Below are 17,907 nucleotides of genomic sequence, written 5' to 3'. Positions count from 1 at the left end.
AACTCTCGACCTATACCTTGGCAAGGTATCGCTCTACCAACTGAGCTACTCCCGCGTTCAACGTGGAGCGCATTATAAGGACTGGCGCGGCGATGTCAACATCCGGCCCTGTTTAAGGCCAAAATATCCTTTTGGCATGAAAACTGAAACAAGGACCGGTCAGCGGCCGTGCTGGCGCGCTTCCTGGCGCAGGATTTCCGGCCAGGCCATGCGCATGTAGTAGCCCATGGACCACAGGGTCAGCACGGCGGCCACCCACAGCAGCCAGGTGCCCCACTCGTGCACATTGATGCCGTGATAAGGGGCGTGGAACAGCAGCAGCGGGATAGCGGTCATCTGGGCGGCGGTCTTGACCTTGCCGATCATCGACACCGCCACGCTCTTGGCGGCGCCGATCTTGGCCATCCACTCGCGCAGTGCGGAAATGGTGATCTCCCGGCCGATGATGATGGCGGCGATCACCGCGTTGGTGCGGTCGAGCTGCACCAGCACGATCAGGGCGGCGGCCACCATCAGCTTGTCGGCCACCGGGTCGAGGAAGGCGCCGAAGGCCGAGGTCTGGTTGAGCGCCCGGGCCAGGTAGCCGTCGAGCCAGTCGGTGAGCGCGGCGGCGATGAAAATGAGGGTGGCGGCCAGATTGCGCTCCTGCCCGCTGAGCCAACTGTCCGGCACGTAGTAGGCGGCGATCAGCAGCGGAATGGCGACGATACGCAGCCAGGTGAGGAAGATGGGCAGGTTGAACGGCATGTAGGGAAGGCTGCGTTGTCAGTGAAAGGCCGCGTAAATCTTTTCCGCCAGGTCCGGGCCGATGCCGGGGACGGCGGCCAACTGGTCCATCCCGGCCTCGGCGATGCCCTGCAAGCCGCCGAAACGGGTGATCAGGGCCTTGCGTTTCTTCGGCCCGATGCCCGGCACGTCTTCGAGCCGGGAGGTGATGCGGGTCTTGGCGCGCTTGGCCCGATGCCCGGAAATGGCGAAGCGGTGCGCTTCGTCGCGGACTTCCTGGATCAGGTGCAAGGCTGGGTGTTCCGGAGGCAATTGTAGCGGCTCGCGCCCATCGGGGAAAACGAGGGATTCCAGCCCGGGCTTGCGCCCTTCGCCCTTGGCCACTCCCAGGTGCGGCACCTCGGTCAGGCCCAGCTCCACCAGGGCGTCGTGGGCCATGGCCAACTGGCCCTTGCCGCCGTCGATCAGGATCAGGTCGGGGCAGACGCCCTCCCCGGTGGCCACCGCATCGTAACGGCGCGACACGGCCTGGCGGATCGCCGCGTAATCATCCCCCGGCGTGATGTCGGTGATGTTAAAGCGGCGGTATTCGCTGCGGCGCATGCCGCCCTTGCCCTCTTCCGACATCCACACCACGCAGGAGGCCACGGTGGCCTCTCCCTGGGTGTGGCTGATGTCGAAGCACTCGATGCGCTGGATCGCTTCCAGCCCAAGCACCTCGGCCAGGGCCTCGACGCGCCGGCCTTGCAGCGAGATGGTGTTGCGCCGCGCCGCCAGGGCCAGCCGGGCATTCTGCTCGGCCAACTCGACCCATACCTTGTGGGCCTCGTAGCGGGCCAGACCCACTGGCACCGGCCGGCCGGCGATTTCGGCAATCTCGGCGAGCAGAGCTTCGCCCTCCTCCCCTTCCGCCGGGGCCACGTTCACCAGGATGCGGCCCGGGATCGGGTGCAGCGCGTAGTGCTGGGTGAGGAAGGCGGCCAGGGCCTCGGCCGGGGTGAAATCGGCGGCGTTGCTCGGGAACAGGGGCTTGTCCCCCAAATGGCGACCGCCGCGCACCATGGCCAGGTTGACGCAGAGCATGCCGCCCTCGTCGGCCACTGCGGCGACCACGTCCAGGTCCTCTTCCCGCTGGCTTTCCATGAACTGCTTGTCCTGGACCTTGTGCAGGCTCTGGATCTGGTCCCGGTAGGCGGCGGCCTGCTCGAAGGCCAGGTTCTCGGCGGCCTGCTCCATGGCCCGGGTCAGGCGCTCGATCACCTCCTGCTGGCGGCCCTGGAGGAACAGCGCCGCCAGGCGCACGTCCTCCCTGTATTCGTCCGGATCGATCAGGCCGACGCAGGGTCCGCTGCAGCGCTTGATCTGGTAGAGCAGGCAGGGCCGGGAGCGGTTGGAAAATACCGAGTTCTCGCAGGTGCGCAGGCGGAACATCTTCTGCAACAGGTGCAGGCTGTCGCGCACCGCGCCGGCGGAGGGGAACGGGCCGAAGTAGTCGGCCTTGCGGTCCAGGCTGCCCCGGTGAAAGCCCAGGCGCGGCGAATCGTCCCGGGTCAGGACGATGTAGGGGTAGGACTTGTCGTCGCGGAAGAGGATGTTGTAACGGGGGCTGAGGCGCTTGATCAGGTTGTTTTCGAGCAGCAGCGCCTCGGCCTCGGTGCGCGTCACCGTGGTGTCCACCCGGGCGATCTTGGCCACCATCAGGGCGATGCGCGGGCTCGGGTGGTTCTTCTGGAAGTAGGACGAAACCCGCTTGCGCAGGTTCTTGGCCTTGCCGACGTAGAGCACCGTGTCGGCGGCGTCGATCATGCGGTAGACCCCGGGCAGCTCGGGCACCGTGGCCAGGAACGTTTTTGCGTCGAAGGGGACGGCGGGTTCGGACTGGCCTGCCGGTTCGACGGACGTACTCCCCTCCCCTTTGCCACTCTCCGGATCGCCGCTCTGGGTGGGGACCTCCGCGGCGGTGGCCTGAAGATCCCCGTCTGGCGCGGCGTTCGGCAATGCCTTCTCGGAGATCAAGGACTGGCGCGGTGTTTCAGAGGGTGGCATGGATCGGCGGCGGCAAGGATGGCGGCAGGGAACGGAACGCCTCAGGCCCGGACGGCCGCCGGCTGGGGGGCGTGGGCCGTCAGGGCGTCGATGCGGGCCCGGGCAGCCTTGTAGACCGGATCGTCCACCAGCCCGACCCAGGTGGGCGCAGCGCAGTGGGGCCAGAGGATGGACAGCCGGGCGGTGCTTTCCGGACGCAGCACCGGGCGCCAGCGGGCGAGCAGGTCGTCCACCGTCTCGGGCTTGTTGCACACCAGCAGCATGTCGCAGCCGGCCCCGTAGGCCGCCTCGGCCCGGGCCACCACGTCGCCGGCGACGCTGGCCCCTTCCATGGACAGATCGTCGCTGAAGACGATGCCGTCGAAGCCCTGGCCGCCTTGGCCGAACTCGCGGCGCAGCAGGCTGTGCCAGACTGGCGAAAAGCCCGCCGGGCGGTCGTCCACTTGGGGATAGACCACATGGGCCGGCATCACTGCCGCCAGGTCCAGGGCTCGGTAGGGCGCCAGGTCGGCGGCCATGAGCTCGCCCAGGGAACGCTCGTCCCGGGGCATGGCCACGTGGGAATCGGCCTCGGCCCAGCCGTGGCCGGGGAAGTGCTTGCCGCAACCGCCGGCCATGCCCGCCGCCTTGAGGCCGGCGATCAGGGCGCCGGCCAGTTCGGCCACCACCGCCGGGTCCCGGTGGAAGGCGCGCTCGCCGACCACGTCGCTGCGTCCCCAGTCCAGGTCGAGCACCGGGGCGAAGGAAAAATCGACGCCGCAGGCCCGCAGTTCGCTAGCCAGCACGTAGCCCACGGCCTCGGCGTCCAGGCGGGCCTGCTGCGGATCGCGGCCCCAGGCTTCGCCCAGGCGGGCCATGGCCGGCAGCCGGGTGAAACCATCGCGGAAGCGCTGCACCCGGCCGCCCTCGTGGTCCACGGCGATGGGCAGGGGCCGCACGGCGCGGATGGCGGCGGTGAGTTCGCATAACTGCCCGACGTCGCGGAAGTTACGGGTGAACAGGATCACCCCGCCCACCAGGGGGTGGGCCAGGCGGCGGCGGTCGTCGTCGCAGAGGGCAGCGCCCACCACGTCGATCATCACGGGGCCGAGGGAAGCGGAGGTCGGGATGCAGGGCTGGAACGGGCTGGACATGGGGCAGTCGGGGATGAGTGGCATGGTCGCGCCGTCAGCGCGAGGCGATGCATTCGATGACGACGAAGGCCACGGCGTACTCCTTCTCGTCGGACAGGGTCAGGTGGGCGGCCAGGCGGCTGGCCGCCATGTGCTCGCCCAAGGCCCGGGAATAGACCAGGATGGGCTTGCCCAAGGCATCGTGGCCCACGGCGATGTCGGAGAGGCCGGCGGGGTGGCGCACCCCGGTACCCAGGGCCTTGGCGAAGGCTTCCTTGGCGGCGAAGCGCTTGGCGAGAAAACGCCCCGCGTCGCCGGCCTTGCGGAACTCGGCGATCTCGTCCGGAGCCAGCAGGCGCTCCAGGGCCTTCTCGCCATGGCGCGCATACATGCGCTCCAGCCGGGCGATGGCGACGATGTCGGTACCGATGCCGTAGATCATGGCGCCCTCCTTTGGGGTCCGTTAGACGCTGCCGATGGCGGCGCCTTCGCGGATCAGGGTCTTCATTTCACGCACCGCCTCGCGCAGACCGACGAAAACGGCGCGGCTGACGATGGCGTGGCCGATGTGCAGCTCGCGCACGCCGGGCAGGCGGGCGACGGGCTGGACGTTGTAGTAGTTGAGGGCGTGGCCGGCGTTGAAGCGCATGCCGAAGGCGCGGATGGCCTCGCCGGCCAGGGCGATCTTGGCGATCTCGGCCTGCACCGCCGGGGCCTCGGCATCGCGGCCGGCGTTGTGGAAGGCGTGGGCGTAGGGGCCGGTGTGCAGCTCGCAGACCCGGGCGCCGATGCGCTCGGCGGCTTCCACCTGGCGCAGCTCGGCATCGATGAAGACGCTGGTGACGATGCCGGCGTCGGCCAGGCGGGCCACCACGTCTTTCAACCGATCCTCCTGGGCGGCCACGTCCAGGCCGCCCTCGGTGGTCACCTCGTGGCGGCCTTCGGGCACCAGCATGGCCATTTCAGGCTTGATGCGCCGGGCGATCTCGACCATCTCGTCGGTGGCCGCCATTTCCAGGTTGAGCTTGATCTGGGTGCTTTCCTTCAAGCGGCGCACGTCGTCGTCGTTGATGTGGCGGCGGTCTTCGCGCAGGTGCACGGTGATGCCGTCGGCGCCGCCCAGGTGGGCCTCCACGGCGGCCCACAGCGGGTCCGGCTCGTAGGTGCGCCGGGCCTGGCGCAGGGTGGCCACGTGGTCGATGTTGACCCCCAGTTCGATCATGCCGCTCACGCTAACCTCTCTGCCCATCTCAAAGCTCCTGAAGTTCCTTGAAAATACGGCGGGTTTCCAGGGTTTCCCCGCCCAGGTAGTGGGCCATCAGGGCCCGCATCAATTGTTTGGCCTCGGCCAGTAGCCGAGGTTCGGCAAAATCGTCCCGGGCCAGGGCCAGCAGCGCCCGGCCGCTGATGCACAGGGGCGACTGCCCTTGCCGGGCCAGCCGCACCGGGCCGCGCTCGATCTCGTAGGCGTACCAGCCCTCTTCCGCCACCGGCTTGCCGTCGGCGTCCTCGGTGAGCCATAGGCCGTAGCCCAGCTCCTGCAACAGGGCTTTCTCGAAGCGGCGCAGATCGGCCTCCTGCACTCCCTCGGCAAAACGCCGCAGGGTCTGGGCGTAGGCCAGAAAGAGGCGCTCGTGGGCGTCTTCCCGGGGCAGCAGGTTGAGTAGCAGTTCGTTGAGATAGTACCCGCAGAAGAGTGCGTGGCCGCCGAGCAGGGGCTGGCCGCCGACCCATTCGGCCTTCATCAGGGTGAGCACCTCGCCCTTGCCCGACCAGGCCAGCTCCACCGGCTGGAAGGCCATGAGCAGGCCGCGGATCGGCGAACGGGGCCGGCGCGCCCCCCGGGCCACCAGGGCCACCCGGCCGAAATCCCGGGAAAAGGCCTCGACGATCAGGCTGGTTTCCCGGAACGGGTAGGTGTGCAGGATGTAGGCGGGCTGGCCGTCGACTTTGCCGCGGTGCACGATTTGGAGCAGGGAGCGGTGGAGGTGTCAGTGCAGGGATGCAGGGGCTGCCGGATTATTCGTAGCCCAGGCTGCGCAGCAGGCGGTCGTCGTCGGTCCAGCCGGACTTCACCTTGACCCACACTTCCAGGTACACCTTGCCGTCGAACAGGCGCTCCATGTCCTGGCGGGCCTCGGTGGCGATGCGCTTCAGGGTCTCGCCACCCTTGCCGATCACGATGGGCTTGTGGCTGTCCCGGTCCACCACGATGGCGGCAAAGATGCGCCGCAGCGGGCCCTTGGTGCCCTGCCCCGGCTCCACCTCGAACTTTTCGATCTCCACCGTGGCGCCGTAGGGCAGCTCGTCGCCGAGCAGGCGGAAGAGCTTTTCGCGGATGTATTCGGCAGCCAGAAAACGTTCGCTCTTGTCGGTCAGCTCGTCCTCTGGGAAGAGCAGGCCTTCGTTGGGCAGGTGCTTGCGAATCTCGCCCAGGAGTTCGGCGGTCTGCTTGCCCCGGGCGGCGGATACCGGCACCACGGCGGCCCAGGGATGGGCCTGGCCGACCTCGGCCAGGAAGGGCAGCAGCGCGCCCTTGTCGGCGATACGGTCGATCTTGTTGACCGCCAGCACCACGGGCTTGCCCTCGGGCAGGAGGCGCACCACCTGCTGGTCGGCGCCGCCGTAGCGGCCGGCCTCGACCACCATCACCACCACGTCCACGTCGTTGAGGGCCTGGGTGACGCCCCGGTTCATGGCCCGGTTGAGGGCGTTGGAGTATTTGGTCTGGAAGCCCGGGGTGTCCACGAAGACGAACTGGGCCTCGTGGCCGGCGTTTTCGTCGGTGAGGATGCCGGTGATGCGGTGGCGCGTGGTCTGGGCCTTGCGCGAGACGATACTGATCTTCTCGCCCACCAGGCGGTTCAGCAGGGTGGATTTTCCCACGTTGGGGCGGCCGACGATGGCGACGTAGCCGGAGCGATAGTCGGCCGCGTTGGCCGGGCCGGCGGCCTCGGTGCCAGCGTCGAAGTCGGGGAGGTCGTGGCCATCATCGTGGCCGGTGGTGTCGTTGGTCATGTCGTTCACTTTTCAAGGGCGCGCAGAGCCGCCTCGGCAGCCTGCTGTTCGGCGGCGCGGCGGCTCGGGCCGCGGCCCTGGGTGGTCAGGCTAAGGGATTGGATTTCACAGGCGACGATGAATTCCTGGAGGTGGGCGTCGCCTTCGCTGCCGCACATCACATAGCTCGGCAGCGGCTTGCGCCGGGCCTGGAGCCATTCCTGGAGGCGGGTCTTGGGGTCCTTCATCGGCTTGGCCGGATCGATGCCGGCAATCCGGGTGGCGAACAGGGCAGCAACGACCCGGGCCACGGCGTCGAAGCCGGCGTCCAGGTAAATCGCCCCGAACAGGGCCTCCAGGGCGTCGGCCAGTATCGAGGGGCGCTTGTGGCCGCCGCTCTTGAGCTCCCCCTCCCCCAGGCGGAGGTGGTTGCCCAGGTCGAGTTGCAGGGCGATCTGGTGCAAGGTGTCCTGGCGGACCAGGTTGGCCCGCAGGCGGGACAGATCCCCTTCGGGCAAGTTGGGGAAGCGCTGGTAAAGCTGCAAGGCGACGATGCTGTTGAGCAGGCCGTCGCCGATGAATTCGAGGCGTTCGTTGTGGGGCGTGCCGTAGCTGCGGTGCGTCAGGGCCGTCTGGAGCAGCTCGGATTGGGCAAAGGTGTGGCCGAGACTACGCTGCAAGGGCGCCAGGCCTAGGGAGCCGGCCACTTAGTCCCCTTTGTCCTGGGCCGAGGTGGAACCCTTGAAGTCGATCACCAGGCTGACCGGGCCGCCCAGGCGGATGCGCTTTTCGTACTCGAAGCCGACCACGATCTGGTTGCGGTCCTTGCTGATGTCCAGGTCGACGCCGCGGACGGACTCGATGCCATCGACGACTGCGCGGCGGTCGAAGGCCTGGCGCACGTCGTTCACCGTGGCGCCAGCACCGCTGCTGGTAGCCACGGCCTTGGCGTTCTTGACGATGGCGTAGTACTCGATCACCGCGGGCACGATCTTCATGCCGAAGACCACCAGCACGACGATGACGAAGCAGGCCATCAACAGGCCGCCGAGGCTTACACCGCGCTGATGCTTCATCATGCCCTCCTTGAGGCGTTTCGGGTCGTGGGTCGTCATGGTTTAGTGAAAGCTGCCGATCCGGCGCATCTCGCCGAAGTTCCACCAGATGAAGAAGGCCTTGCCGACGATGTTCTCGTCCGGCACGAAGCCCCAGAAGCGGCTGTCGCGGCTGTTGTCCCGGTTGTCGCCCATGACGAAATAATGGCCCGGGGGCACCGTGCAGAGCACACCGGAATTATTGTAGAGACAATCGTCGCGGCCGGGGAACTGGATGGCGTCGCTGATGAAGGCCGGCGCATCGGCGTCGTTGAGAATCTCGTGCTGCACGCCGCCCAGGTTTTCCTCGAAGTGCTGGGAATAGTAGAGGCGGTCGCCGTGCAGGTAGTCGGGCAGCGCCTTGGTGGGGACGGGCTTGCCGTTGATGGTGAGGCGCTTGTCCTGGTAGGCCACCTTGTCGCCGGGCACGCCCACCACCCGCTTGATGTAGTCCAGGCTCGGGTCTTCCGGGTAGCGGAAGACGATCACGTCGCCGACCTTGGGGTCGTTGAGCGGAATGACCTTCTTGTTGATGACCGGCAGGCGGATGCCGTAGGTGAACTTGTTCACCAGGATGAAGTCGCCGATCTGCAAGGTGGGGATCATGGAGCCGGAGGGAATCTTGAACGGCTCGGCGATGAAGGAGCGCAGCACGAACACCACCAGGATGACCGGGAAGAAGCCGGCACCGTACTCGACCCACAACGGGTCCGGCGCGCCCGGCTGGCGGCGCTTGCGGAAGACCAGCACATCGGTGAGCCAGATCAGGCCGGTGGCCACCAGCAGGACGAAGAGAATCAGGGCGAAATTCACGCAACCGGCTCCAGAAACGGGATGAGAGGTGTCCGAGGTTGAGATGGAAACAGGCGCGGCGGCTTACTTGCCGTCGACCCGCAGCACGGCCAGGAAGGCTTCCTGAGGCACTTCCACGGTACCGATCTGCTTCATGCGGCGCTTGCCGGCCTTCTGCTTTTCCAGCAGCTTCTTCTTCCGGCTGATGTCGCCGCCGTAGCACTTGGCCAGCACGTCCTTGCGCATGGCCTTGACCGTTTCCCGGGCGATGATGTTGGACCCGATGGCCGCCTGGATGGCCACGTCGAACATCTGGCGCGGAATCAGCTCGCGCATCTTGGCGGCCAGTTCGCGGCCCCGGTACTGGGCGTTGTCCCGATGCACGATCAGGGACAGTGCGTCCACCTTGTCGCCGTTGATGAGAATGTCCATCTTCACCAGGTTGGCGGCCCGGTATTCCTTGAAGTCGTAGTCCAGGGAGGCGTAGCCCCGGGAGACGGACTTGAGCTTGTCGAAGAAGTCCATCACCACTTCGTTCATCGGCATGTCGTAGATCAGCTGCACCTGGCGGCCGTGGTAGCGCATGTCCACCTGGGAGCCGCGCTTGGCGTTGCACAGGGTCATCACCGCGCCCAGGTAATCCTCGGGAACGAAGATGGTGGTGGTGATAATCGGTTCGCGGATCTCGTCGAACTTGCCCACATCCGGCAGCTTGGAGGGGTTCTCGATGAAGATCTCGCTGCCGTCCTTGAGCACCACCTGGTACACCACCGTCGGTGCGGTGGTGATCAGGTCCATGTCGAATTCCCGCTCCAGCCGTTCCTGGATGATCTCCATGTGCAGCAGGCCGAGGAAGCCGCAGCGGAAGCCGAAACCCAGGGCTTGGGAGACTTCCGGCTCGAATTGCAGGGAGGCGTCGTTCAGGCGCAGCTTTTCCAGGGAATCGCGCAGGGCGTCGTACTGGTTGGCCTCCACCGGGTACAGGCCGGCGAACACCTGGGGCTTGATTTCCTTGAAGCCGGGCAGCGGCTCGGTGGCCGGGCGGGTGGCAACGGTGACGGTGTCGCCCACCTTGGCGGACTTCAGTTCCTTGATGCCGGAGATGATGAACCCCACCTCCCCCGCCTTGAGGGAACTCCGGGCCTGGGACTTGGGGGTGAACACGCCGACCTGCTCGCACAGGTGCTTGGCGCCGGTGGACATGAGCAGGATGCTGTCCTTGGGCTTGAGTTCCCCATCCACCACCCGCACCAGCATCACCACGCCAACGTAGTTGTCGAACCAGGAATCGACGATCAGGGCCTTGAACGGGGCGTCGATGTCGCCCTTGGGCGGGGGAATGCGCTCGATCACCCGCTCCAGGATGTCCTCGACGCCCAGGCCGGTCTTGGCCGAGGCCAGCACCGCATCGGTGGCGTCGATGCCGATCACATCCTCGATTTCCTGCTTGGCGTTGTCCGGCTCGGCGGAGGGCAGATCGATCTTGTTCAGCACCGGCACCACTTCCACACCCTGTTCGATGGCGGTGTAGCAGTTGGCCACGGTCTGGGCTTCCACGCCCTGGGAGGCGTCCACCACCAGCAGCGCGCCTTCGCAGGCCGCCAGGGAACGGGACACTTCGTAGGAGAAATCCACGTGCCCCGGAGTATCGATCAGGTTGAGGTTGTACACCTGGCCGTCCCGGGCCTTGTAGTGCAGCGCCGCGGTCTGGGCCTTGATGGTGATGCCCCGCTCCCGCTCCAGGTCCATGGAATCGAGCACCTGGGCTTCCATTTCCCGGTCGGACAGGCCGCCGCACAGATGGATGATGCGGTCCGCCAGGGTGGATTTGCCGTGGTCGATGTGGGCGATGATGGAGAAGTTGCGGATGTGTTTCATGGGCTCTTGACGAGTCGCATGGTGTCAAACTGCGCGAAGAATGGCTTGCAACACCATGAAATGAATGGCTTTCGCACCGAGTCCAACTCGCCATTTGGCGATGCGGGACGTGTCCGGAGCGGAACGGGGAAATTCGCTGCCGCCGGGATTTTCCGCTTTCGACATCGGCCGCGCGCACCAAAACGCAGGCGGGGCTCCGGGGACAGGGGGCGGATTATACCTTGAGGCCGACGTTCCCGGCGTCGGCGCGGCAAAGCTGCCCTGGGGGCGAAGTCCTTGCCCCGCCCCCAGTGTGGCCCCGGCAGCCGCCTTGCCCAAGCGAGCCAACGATTGCCGGGTAAAAGCTGGAAGTCCGCAACAAATCATCATAAAAATTAACGATGTAAATCTTTTAAAAGACAGGGCCGGGACAACGCCGGGAAAAAACCGTTGTGCCATGCTGAACTGCAGATAGAGGGCGTTCCACGAAAAAATCCAGGGTTGATCGTCGTCAACCGTCGCTTCGTTCGATTGAACCTGGCGGATGCAGCACACCACCAACCGTCAAGCGCCTTTCCGATACCTCTTTTTGCCCGTCCCGACTCATGGCCAACGTAGCGATTTCCGCAGCCGGCTTGGTGAAATGGTTTGGCGAAGGCGATGCCCAGACCGTTGCGGTCAAGGACGCCAGCTTCGAAGCGTATTTCGGCGAGATGCTGTACATCGTCGGCCCCTCGGGCAGCGGCAAGACCACCCTGTTGAGCATGATCTCGGGAATCCTGCGCCCCAACCGGGGGACCGTGACCATTGACGGCCAGGATCTGTGGCACCAGTCCGACAACGCCATCGCCGAGTTTCGCCTGAACCGGATCGGCTTCGTCTTTCAGGACTACCACCTCTTCCCCCGCCTGACCACGGCCGAAAACGTGGCGATTCCCCTGATCCTGCAGAAGACAGACTGGAACCAGGCCATCGCCGAGGCGCGCCGCTATCTGGAGATCGTCGGGCTGCTGGACCGTGCCGACCTGGCGCCGGTCAAGCTGAGTGGCGGCGAGCAGCAGCGGGTGGCCATCGCCCGGGCCATCGTCAGCCAGCCCGAGATTCTCATCTTCGATGAACCCACCGCGTCCCTGGACGGCACCACCGGGCGGCGCATCGTCTCCTTCGTCAAGGAGCAGGTACTCAACGACAAACGCTGCATCGTCATCGTCACCCACGATTCGCGCATCTACGAATACGCGGACCGGATCATGAACATGGAAGACGGCCGGATCACCGGCCTGGTGAGGGGAACGGAATGAAACGGAAGCTCATCTTCATCCTTTCCGCCGTCGGCTTCATCGGCGCTCTGGTCAGCGCCTATCTGCTCAGCCTACCCCACAAGGCCGAGCCGCCGGTGTTCGCCCCTGCGGCCAATCCTTTCGAGAAGGGCATCTACGCCAACGGGATCGTCGAGAGCGACCAGCCGAGCGGCGCCAACGCCAACCTCTACTTCGAGGTTTCCGGCACGGTCCGCCAGGTCCTTGCCAAGGAAGGAGACACGGTGCGCAAAGGCGCGCCCCTGGTGGCCCTGGACGACACGGTGCAGCGCCGTACCGTCGAGCAGCAGAAGGAACAGGCTGCCGCCGCGCAAGCCCAGCTCCAGGAATTGAAGGCCCAGCCCCGACCGGAAAACCTGGCCATCGCCAAGGCCCAGGTGGAGGTGGCCCAGGCCAGCCTGAAGCAGGCCCAGGACCAGTACGACAAGCAACGGCGTTCCAGCGAGATCAGGCCCGGATCGGTCAGCAAGGACGCCCTGGACAACGCCGCCAACGCCCAGAAGGTGGCCACTGCCAACCTGGAGCTGGCGCGGCGCCAGTACGACCTGACCCGGGCCGGTGCCTGGTCCTACGACATCACCAGCCAGGACAGGCAATACCGGGCCCTGAGCGCCGCTGCCGACGCCTCCGCGGCCCTCCTCGACAAATATACCCTGCGCGCCCCGGGCGACGGCGTAGTGATGGCCATCCAGGTCACCGAGGGCAGCTTTGTCTCAGCCCAGGGGAGCTACGACACCTACACCGGCGCCAGCAACAACCCGGCGGTGGTGATGGGCAGCGCCCCCCGGACCCTGGCGGTGCGCTGCTACATCGACGAAATCCTGGTCCATCGCCTGCCTCCGGTGGACCGGCTGGTGGCCGAAATGACCGTGCGCGGCACCAGCGAGCACCTCCCTCTGGAATTCGTCCGGGTGCAACCCTACGTCTCGCCCAAGATCCAGCTCTCCGACCAGCGCCAGGAGCGGGTGGACGTGCGGGTGCTGCCGGTCGTCTTCCGCTTCACGCCCAAGCCGGGCCTCAAGCTCTACCCGGGCCAACTGGTGGACGTCTACATCGGTCAGAAGCCATGAGCCGCCCTCCCCCCGCCCGCCCAATCCCCGCCGTCGCCCTGTTGCTGCTGGCCTTGGCCGGCTGCGCCGTCGGGCCCGACTTCGAACGCCCGGCGCCCCCGGCCCAGGGCGGCTATACGCCCGGCGGTGATCCGACGCAGACCGTGGCCGGCGACGGCCGGGCCCAGCGTTTCAATGCAGGCAGCGCCGTCCCCCGGGAGTGGTGGAAAGAATTCGCCAGCCCGGAAATCGACGCCCTGGTGCAGGCCGGCTTGGCCAATAGCCCCAGCGTGGCCCAGGCCCAGGCGGTGCTGCGCCAGAGCCAGCAGAACCTGCGCGCCGGCCGGGGCGTGTTCTATCCCGAAGTGGACCTGGGCGCCGGGTTCGCCCGACAGCAGCTCTCGCCTTTGCGCCAGGGCCTCAACACGGCGCCGTCCATTTTCAACCTCTACACCCTGAGTGCGGCGGTGGGCTACGTCGTCGACCTGTTCGGCGGCGAGCGGCGCCAGGTCGAAGGGCTGGCCGCCCAGGCCGAGGCGGAGCGCGCCGCGCTCCAGGCCACCTATCTGAGCCTGGCCGGCAACATCGTCAATACCGCCGTGGCCGAAGCCGCCTACCGAGCCGACATCGCCGCCATGGAACGGCTGATAGACCTGCAACGGCAACAGCTGGAACTGGTGGAAACCCAGGCCGCCGCCGGCCTGGTCGGCGATGCCGCGGTGGTGACGGCCAGGTCCCAACTGGTCGCCAGCGAAGCTGCGTTGCCGCCTCTCCAGCAACGCCGCGCCGCCGCCGCAGACCTGCTTTCCATCCTGATCGGCAGGGCACCCGCCGACGACATTCCGGCACAGCCGGAACTGGCAGACATCCATCTGCCCGGGGAACTCCCGGTCAGCCTGCCCGCCCGGCTCGCACGCCAGCGCCCCGATATCCTGGTGGCGGAGGCCAGCCTGCACGTGGCCAGCGCCCAGGTGGGAGTCGCCACCGCCGCCCTCTTCCCGACCCTCACCTTGACAGGGGACTACGGGGTCAACAACCAGCGGCTGGGCGAACTTCACGACCCCAACAGCCGTTTCTGGAGCGTGGGGCCCACGCTTACCCTGCCCCTCTTCCAGGGCGGTACCGGCGTCGCCCGCAAGGCGGCGGCGGTGGCCGGCTACGACGCGGCCCTGGCCGCCTACCGGCAAACGGTGCTGACGGCCCTCGCCCAGGTGGCGGACACCCTCCAGGCCCTGGAGCACGACGCCCAGGTCGCCGCTGCCCGGCGTCAGGCGCTGGACCTGGCCCAGGCCCAGGCGGAACTGGTCACGGCCAACCGGGATGCGGGGCTGGCCAGCGACATCGACTGGCTGGCCGCGCGCCAGCAGGTGGAACAGGCCCGGATGGGCCTCAACGACGCCACGGCCCAACGCCACCAGGACACCGTAGCCTTGTACGTGGCCCTGGGTGGGGGCTGGCGCGGCGCCCCCTGCGAAACGCCTGCCGACCCGTCCGGCAGCGGCACGCCTCCCTGCCCCGCTCCCGATCCGGCTGGCAGCGCCAGCGCCGAGGAGAAGACGCCATGAACAACACCGGCCTGTTCCGCATCGCCTACAAGTTGCTGGTCAACGACGCCGCCAAGTTCTCGGCCCTGCTCATCGGCATCACTTTCGCCGTGTTCCTGATGGTGCAGATGACCTCCATGTTCGCCGGCATCCTGGACCGCTCCTCGGCCACCGTGACCAACGTGGGGGCCAGCATGTGGGTGATGGACCCGGCGGTGAACACGGTGGCCAATACCATCCCGGTGCCGGACTACCTGCTCGACGCGGTGCGCAGCATCGATGGGGTGAAGTTCGCGGTGCCGCTCTACTCGGGCGGCGGGCTGGCCAAACTGCGCGATGGCACCTACCAGTCGGTCAATATCCTGGGGCTGGACGACACCAGCCTGTTCGGCCGGCCGCCCCTGGAAAAGGGGAAGATCGAGGACATCTTCGGCGAGAACGGTTTCGTGGTGGTGCGCGACGCCGAATTCCGCAAGCTCCACAACCCGACCATTGGCACCGAGTTCGAACTCAACGACCACCGGGCCGTGGTGGTGGGTATCGCCCGGGTGGTATCCAGCGGCCTGTTCGGCGTGCCCACCCTGTACACCACCTACAGCCGGGCCATCCAGTACCTGCCCAACGGACGCTTCACCATGTCCTACATTCTGGTGGAGCCGAAACAGGCGTCGGACACGCCCCGCATCCAGGCCGAGGTGAAGCGCCTGGGCTACCTGGCCCTGACCAAGGAGGAGTTCGATCAGCGCATCGCCGATTTCTACAAGTACCAGACCGGGGTCGGCACCAACATCATGATCATGACCATCGTCAGCTTCATCGTCGGGCTGTCGATCTCGGGCCAGACCTTCTACACCTTCATCCTGGAAAACCTGGAAAAATTCGGCGCCCTGAAGGCCATCGGCGCCAAGGGCCACGAGCTCGTCGCCATGATCCTGTTCCAGGCCCTGTTCACCGCCCTGACCGGCTATGGCCTGGGGGTGGGGCTATGCGCAGCGTTGATCGCCCTGGTGCGGCTGCGCATCCCCGACTACGCCGCCATCGTCACCTACACCAACCTGGGTCTGGCGTTCATCATGGTGCTGCTGATCGCCGGCATCTCCAGCTATTTCGGCGTGCGCCGGGTATTGCGCATCGAGCCGTTCGAAATCTTCCGGGGCTGACCCCTTCATCGAGGATGCGGCCATGACCATCCGCTGGCAGGACTGGACTTCCGTTCTGGTGGGCATCTGGCTGGTGCTTTCGCCCTGGCTGCTCGGCTTCTGGCTCGACCGCTCTGCCACCGAGAACGCCTGCGGCGCCGGCATGGTGCTGATCTTCTTCAACATCATCTCCGCCTGTCGGCTGCTCGACGAAGGCCAGGAATTCCTCAACATCCTGATCGGGGTATGGCTGTTGCTCTCGCCCTACGCCCTGGGCTTCGCGGCGCTGCAAGACGCGGTGATCAACGTCAGCGTGGCCGGAACCCTGGTGGTGGCGCTGGCCGTCTGGCAGCTCCACGACGCCGCCAAAGGCGGCCAGGCTTGAAACGGGTCTATCCAAGCAAGAAGGCCGGCAAATGCCGGCCTTCTTGCTTTTCTGGAAGCGGAAAGCGTCCTGCGGCCTACTTCAAGCCATCCAGGTAGGCCCGCACCCGCGGTGCATCGAGAAAGTAGTGGCACAGCTCGGTTTCACCATGGAGCAGCACCGGCACCAGTTCGCCCCAGCTTTCTTCCAGCGTGGGGTGCTGGTCCACGTCCACCACCTCCATGTCGATGCCGAACTCGTCCAGAATCGGCGACAGGGCTTCCTCCATGTCGTGGCAGAGGTGGCAATAGGTGCGCCCCAGCAGGCGGAGGCGCACCTTGTCCGGAGATTGGCCGCTCATTCCTTGCCTGCTCCGTTGGCCTTGAGGGTGACGAAGGTCTGGATGTCGCCGCGGCGCACCAGGAGAGTGACGTTGGCGTTCTTCTCCACCTGGGCCAGCAGCCGGTTGAACTGCTCCACCGAGCGCAGTTCCGTGGTCGTGCCCCGGTCGATGATGGCCAGCAGCAGGTCGCCTGGCCGCAATTCGGAACGGGCCGCCGGACCGCGCACGTCGTCCACCACCAGGCCACTCGGGACGCGCAGCTCCCGTTTCTGGTCGGCGGTGAGGTCGGAAACCAGCAGGCCGAGCTTGTTGAAGGCCCGCTCGGGCTTGGCGCCCTTGCGGCTTTCCTTGCGTGTACTCTGGCCTTCGTCGGGCATTTCGCCGATGGCCACCACCAGATCCCGGGTGGTCCCCTTGCGCCACACCTGGATGGGCACGCGGGTGCCGGGCTTGGTGCTGGCCACCACTCGCGGCAGGTCGATGGAATTGCTGACCGGCTTGCCGTCGAAGCGCAGGATCACGTCCCCGGGCAGGATGCCGGCCTTGTCCGCCGGCCCGTTGGGCTCGACCGCGTTCACCAGGGCACCGGAAGTGCGCGGCAGCCCGAAGGAATCGGCCAATTCCTTGGTCACCTCCTGGATGACAACGCCGATCCGTCCCCGGTTGACCTTGCCGAACTGGCGCAACTGGCCCTGGACATCCATGGCCACGTCGATGGGGATGGCGAACGAGATGCCCATGAAGCCGCCGGAGCGGCTGTAGATCTGGGAATTGACCCCCACCACCTCGCCCCGCATGTTGAACAGGGGGCCGCCGGAGTTGCCGGGGTTGATGGCCACGTCGGTCTGGATAAAGGGCACGTAGTTCTCCTGGGGCAGGGAGCGTCCCTTGGCAGAAACGATGCCGGCGGTCACCGTGTTGTCGAAGCCGAAGGGCGAACCGATGGCCACCACCCACTCGCCGACCTTGAGCTGGCTCGGGTCGCCAAGCCTGACCGTGGGCAGGCCGGTAGCATCGATTTTGAGCAGGGCCACGTCGGTGCGCTTGTCAGCACCGATCACCTTGGCCTTGTACTCCCGCTTGTCGGTGAGCTTGACCGAAATCTCGTCGGCAGAATCCACCACATGGGCATTAGTCAGGATGTAGCCGTCGGCGCTGATGATGAAACCCGAGCCAAGGGAGCGGTTCTCAAATTCACGGGGGGTATTCGGACGAGCTTCCGGCGGCATGAAACGCCGGAAGAAATCGAACATGGGATCGTCTTCGTCGAAAGGCAACTGGGGGGTGGCCCGGTTGCTACGCACCACCTGGGTGGTGCTGACGTTGACTACCGCCGGCCCCTGCCGCTCCACCAGTTCGGTGAAGTCGGGAAGCCCCTTGACTGCCTGGGCGGAAGCCAGGGGCGCCAGGCTGAGAAACAGCAAGACAGCGAAACAGCGCATGAGCGAACGCATGGAGACCTCTTCTCGTTGCAATGCCAGAACAAACGAAACCGGCCGCCAAAGCGGCCGGGCAAACCCAAGAA

General features: G+C 66.4%; 18 protein-coding genes. 5 read left to right on the top strand and 13 right to left on the bottom strand.

Annotated elements, in window-relative coordinates:
• Positions 1–159: 159 nt before the first annotated feature.
• The 11 genes from pgsA to lepA form a co-directional block, all read right to left on the bottom strand.
• Positions 160–747 carry a CDP-diacylglycerol--glycerol-3-phosphate 3-phosphatidyltransferase gene (gene pgsA / locus LWW89_RS14505; protein WP_293265387.1) on the bottom strand — a complete coding sequence of 196 codons (588 nt, stop codon included), beginning with the start codon at positions 745–747 and terminating at the stop codon, positions 160–162.
• An 18-nt stretch (positions 748–765) separates the two neighbouring features.
• The gene (gene uvrC, locus LWW89_RS14500) at positions 766–2,772 is read right to left on the bottom strand and encodes an excinuclease ABC subunit UvrC (protein ID WP_293265386.1); all 2,007 of its coding nucleotides are present in this window, start codon (positions 2,770–2,772) and stop codon (positions 766–768) included.
• A 41-nt stretch (positions 2,773–2,813) separates the two neighbouring features.
• Complete coding sequence (gene nagZ, locus LWW89_RS14495; RefSeq protein WP_293265385.1) at positions 2,814–3,905, bottom strand: beta-N-acetylhexosaminidase; 1,092 nt, start codon at positions 3,903–3,905, stop codon at positions 2,814–2,816.
• A 34-nt stretch (positions 3,906–3,939) separates the two neighbouring features.
• Positions 3,940–4,326: a holo-ACP synthase gene (acpS, locus tag LWW89_RS14490; protein ID WP_293265383.1), complete on the bottom strand. Its 387-nt coding sequence runs from the start codon at positions 4,324–4,326 to the stop codon at positions 3,940–3,942.
• A 21-nt stretch (positions 4,327–4,347) separates the two neighbouring features.
• Positions 4,348–5,106: a pyridoxine 5'-phosphate synthase gene (locus LWW89_RS14485; protein WP_293265394.1), complete on the bottom strand. Its 759-nt coding sequence runs from the start codon at positions 5,104–5,106 to the stop codon at positions 4,348–4,350.
• Positions 5,107–5,134: 28 nt separating this feature from the next.
• Entirely contained in the window at positions 5,135–5,851 is a 717-nt protein-coding gene (recO, locus tag LWW89_RS14480; RefSeq protein ID WP_293265393.1) for a DNA repair protein RecO, read from the bottom strand.
• A gap of 52 nt (positions 5,852–5,903) precedes the next feature.
• Entirely contained in the window at positions 5,904–6,902 is a 999-nt protein-coding gene (era, locus tag LWW89_RS14475) for a GTPase Era (protein ID WP_293265381.1), read from the bottom strand.
• Positions 6,903–6,907: 5 nt separating this feature from the next.
• Entirely contained in the window at positions 6,908–7,588 is a 681-nt protein-coding gene (gene rnc / locus LWW89_RS14470; protein WP_293265379.1) for a ribonuclease III, read from the bottom strand.
• On the bottom strand, positions 7,589–7,996 hold the full coding sequence (locus LWW89_RS14465; protein WP_293265377.1) for a DUF4845 domain-containing protein: 408 nt from the start codon (positions 7,994–7,996) through the stop codon (positions 7,589–7,591).
• 3 nt (positions 7,997–7,999) lie between these two features.
• Positions 8,000–8,788 (bottom strand): signal peptidase I, encoded by a 789-nt coding sequence (gene lepB / locus LWW89_RS14460; protein ID WP_293265375.1) that lies wholly within the window; start codon positions 8,786–8,788, stop codon positions 8,000–8,002.
• A 63-nt stretch (positions 8,789–8,851) separates the two neighbouring features.
• Entirely contained in the window at positions 8,852–10,645 is a 1,794-nt protein-coding gene (gene lepA, locus LWW89_RS14455) for a translation elongation factor 4 (protein WP_293265374.1), read from the bottom strand.
• A gap of 617 nt (positions 10,646–11,262) precedes the next feature.
• On the opposite strand from lepA, the gene LWW89_RS14450 reads away from it, so the two are divergent.
• Genes LWW89_RS14450 through LWW89_RS14430 form a run of 5 tightly spaced genes read left to right on the top strand, consistent with a single transcriptional unit; the run spans position 11,263 to position 16,060 of the window.
• On the top strand, positions 11,263–11,925 hold the full coding sequence (locus tag LWW89_RS14450; RefSeq protein WP_293265373.1) for an ABC transporter ATP-binding protein: 663 nt from the start codon (positions 11,263–11,265) through the stop codon (positions 11,923–11,925).
• A complete protein-coding gene (locus LWW89_RS14445) occupies positions 11,922–13,013 on the top strand; it encodes a hypothetical protein (protein WP_293265372.1) in 1,092 nt (363 codons plus the stop codon). The genes LWW89_RS14450 and LWW89_RS14445 overlap by 4 nt, the downstream gene beginning before the upstream one ends.
• The gene (locus LWW89_RS14440; protein ID WP_293265371.1) at positions 13,010–14,557 is read left to right on the top strand and encodes an efflux transporter outer membrane subunit; all 1,548 of its coding nucleotides are present in this window, start codon (positions 13,010–13,012) and stop codon (positions 14,555–14,557) included. Before LWW89_RS14445 ends, LWW89_RS14440 begins: the two co-directional genes overlap by 4 nt.
• A complete protein-coding gene (locus LWW89_RS14435) occupies positions 14,554–15,696 on the top strand; it encodes an ABC transporter permease (RefSeq protein ID WP_293265369.1) in 1,143 nt (380 codons plus the stop codon). The genes LWW89_RS14440 and LWW89_RS14435 overlap by 4 nt, the downstream gene beginning before the upstream one ends.
• Positions 15,697–15,718: 22 nt before the next feature.
• Positions 15,719–16,060, top strand: coding sequence for an SPW repeat protein (locus LWW89_RS14430; protein ID WP_293265367.1), 342 nt, complete (start codon positions 15,719–15,721; stop codon positions 16,058–16,060).
• A 76-nt stretch (positions 16,061–16,136) separates the two neighbouring features.
• Here LWW89_RS14430 and LWW89_RS14425 read toward each other — a convergent pair whose 3' ends face one another.
• Positions 16,137–16,400, bottom strand: coding sequence for a glutaredoxin family protein (locus tag LWW89_RS14425; RefSeq protein ID WP_293265365.1), 264 nt, complete (start codon positions 16,398–16,400; stop codon positions 16,137–16,139).
• Positions 16,397–17,836, bottom strand: a complete 1,440-nt coding sequence (locus tag LWW89_RS14420; protein WP_293265363.1) for a DegQ family serine endoprotease — start codon at positions 17,834–17,836, stop codon at positions 16,397–16,399. The genes LWW89_RS14425 and LWW89_RS14420 overlap by 4 nt, the downstream gene beginning before the upstream one ends.
• Positions 17,837–17,907 lie beyond the last annotated feature (71 nt).

Source organism: Oryzomicrobium sp. (assembly GCF_021287045.1).
In the GTDB taxonomy this organism is placed as follows: domain Bacteria; phylum Pseudomonadota; class Gammaproteobacteria; order Burkholderiales; family Rhodocyclaceae; genus Oryzomicrobium.
The sequence above is the reverse complement of the archived record's forward strand: the minus strand, read 5'-3'. Positions and strand labels throughout refer to the sequence as shown.

Coding starts and splice junctions, on each gene's coding strand:
- pgsA (WP_293265387.1), bottom strand. CDS start 747: ATGCCGTTCAACCTGCCCATCTTCCTCACCTGGCTGCGTATCGTCGCC.
- uvrC (WP_293265386.1), bottom strand. CDS start 2,772: ATGCCACCCTCTGAAACACCGCGCCAGTCCTTGATCTCCGAGAAGGCA.
- nagZ (WP_293265385.1), bottom strand. CDS start 3,905: ATGTCCAGCCCGTTCCAGCCCTGCATCCCGACCTCCGCTTCCCTCGGC.
- acpS (WP_293265383.1), bottom strand. CDS start 4,326: ATGATCTACGGCATCGGTACCGACATCGTCGCCATCGCCCGGCTGGAG.
- LWW89_RS14485 (WP_293265394.1), bottom strand. CDS start 5,106: ATGATCGAACTGGGGGTCAACATCGACCACGTGGCCACCCTGCGCCAG.
- era (WP_293265381.1), bottom strand. CDS start 6,902: ATGACCAACGACACCACCGGCCACGATGATGGCCACGACCTCCCCGAC.
- LWW89_RS14465 (WP_293265377.1), bottom strand. CDS start 7,996: ATGACGACCCACGACCCGAAACGCCTCAAGGAGGGCATGATGAAGCAT.
- lepA (WP_293265374.1), bottom strand. CDS start 10,645: ATGAAACACATCCGCAACTTCTCCATCATCGCCCACATCGACCACGGC.
- LWW89_RS14445 (WP_293265372.1), top strand. CDS start 11,922: ATGAAACGGAAGCTCATCTTCATCCTTTCCGCCGTCGGCTTCATCGGC.
- LWW89_RS14440 (WP_293265371.1), top strand. CDS start 13,010: ATGAGCCGCCCTCCCCCCGCCCGCCCAATCCCCGCCGTCGCCCTGTTG.
- LWW89_RS14435 (WP_293265369.1), top strand. CDS start 14,554: ATGAACAACACCGGCCTGTTCCGCATCGCCTACAAGTTGCTGGTCAAC.
- LWW89_RS14430 (WP_293265367.1), top strand. CDS start 15,719: ATGACCATCCGCTGGCAGGACTGGACTTCCGTTCTGGTGGGCATCTGG.
- LWW89_RS14425 (WP_293265365.1), bottom strand. CDS start 16,400: ATGAGCGGCCAATCTCCGGACAAGGTGCGCCTCCGCCTGCTGGGGCGC.
- LWW89_RS14420 (WP_293265363.1), bottom strand. CDS start 17,836: ATGCGTTCGCTCATGCGCTGTTTCGCTGTCTTGCTGTTTCTCAGCCTG.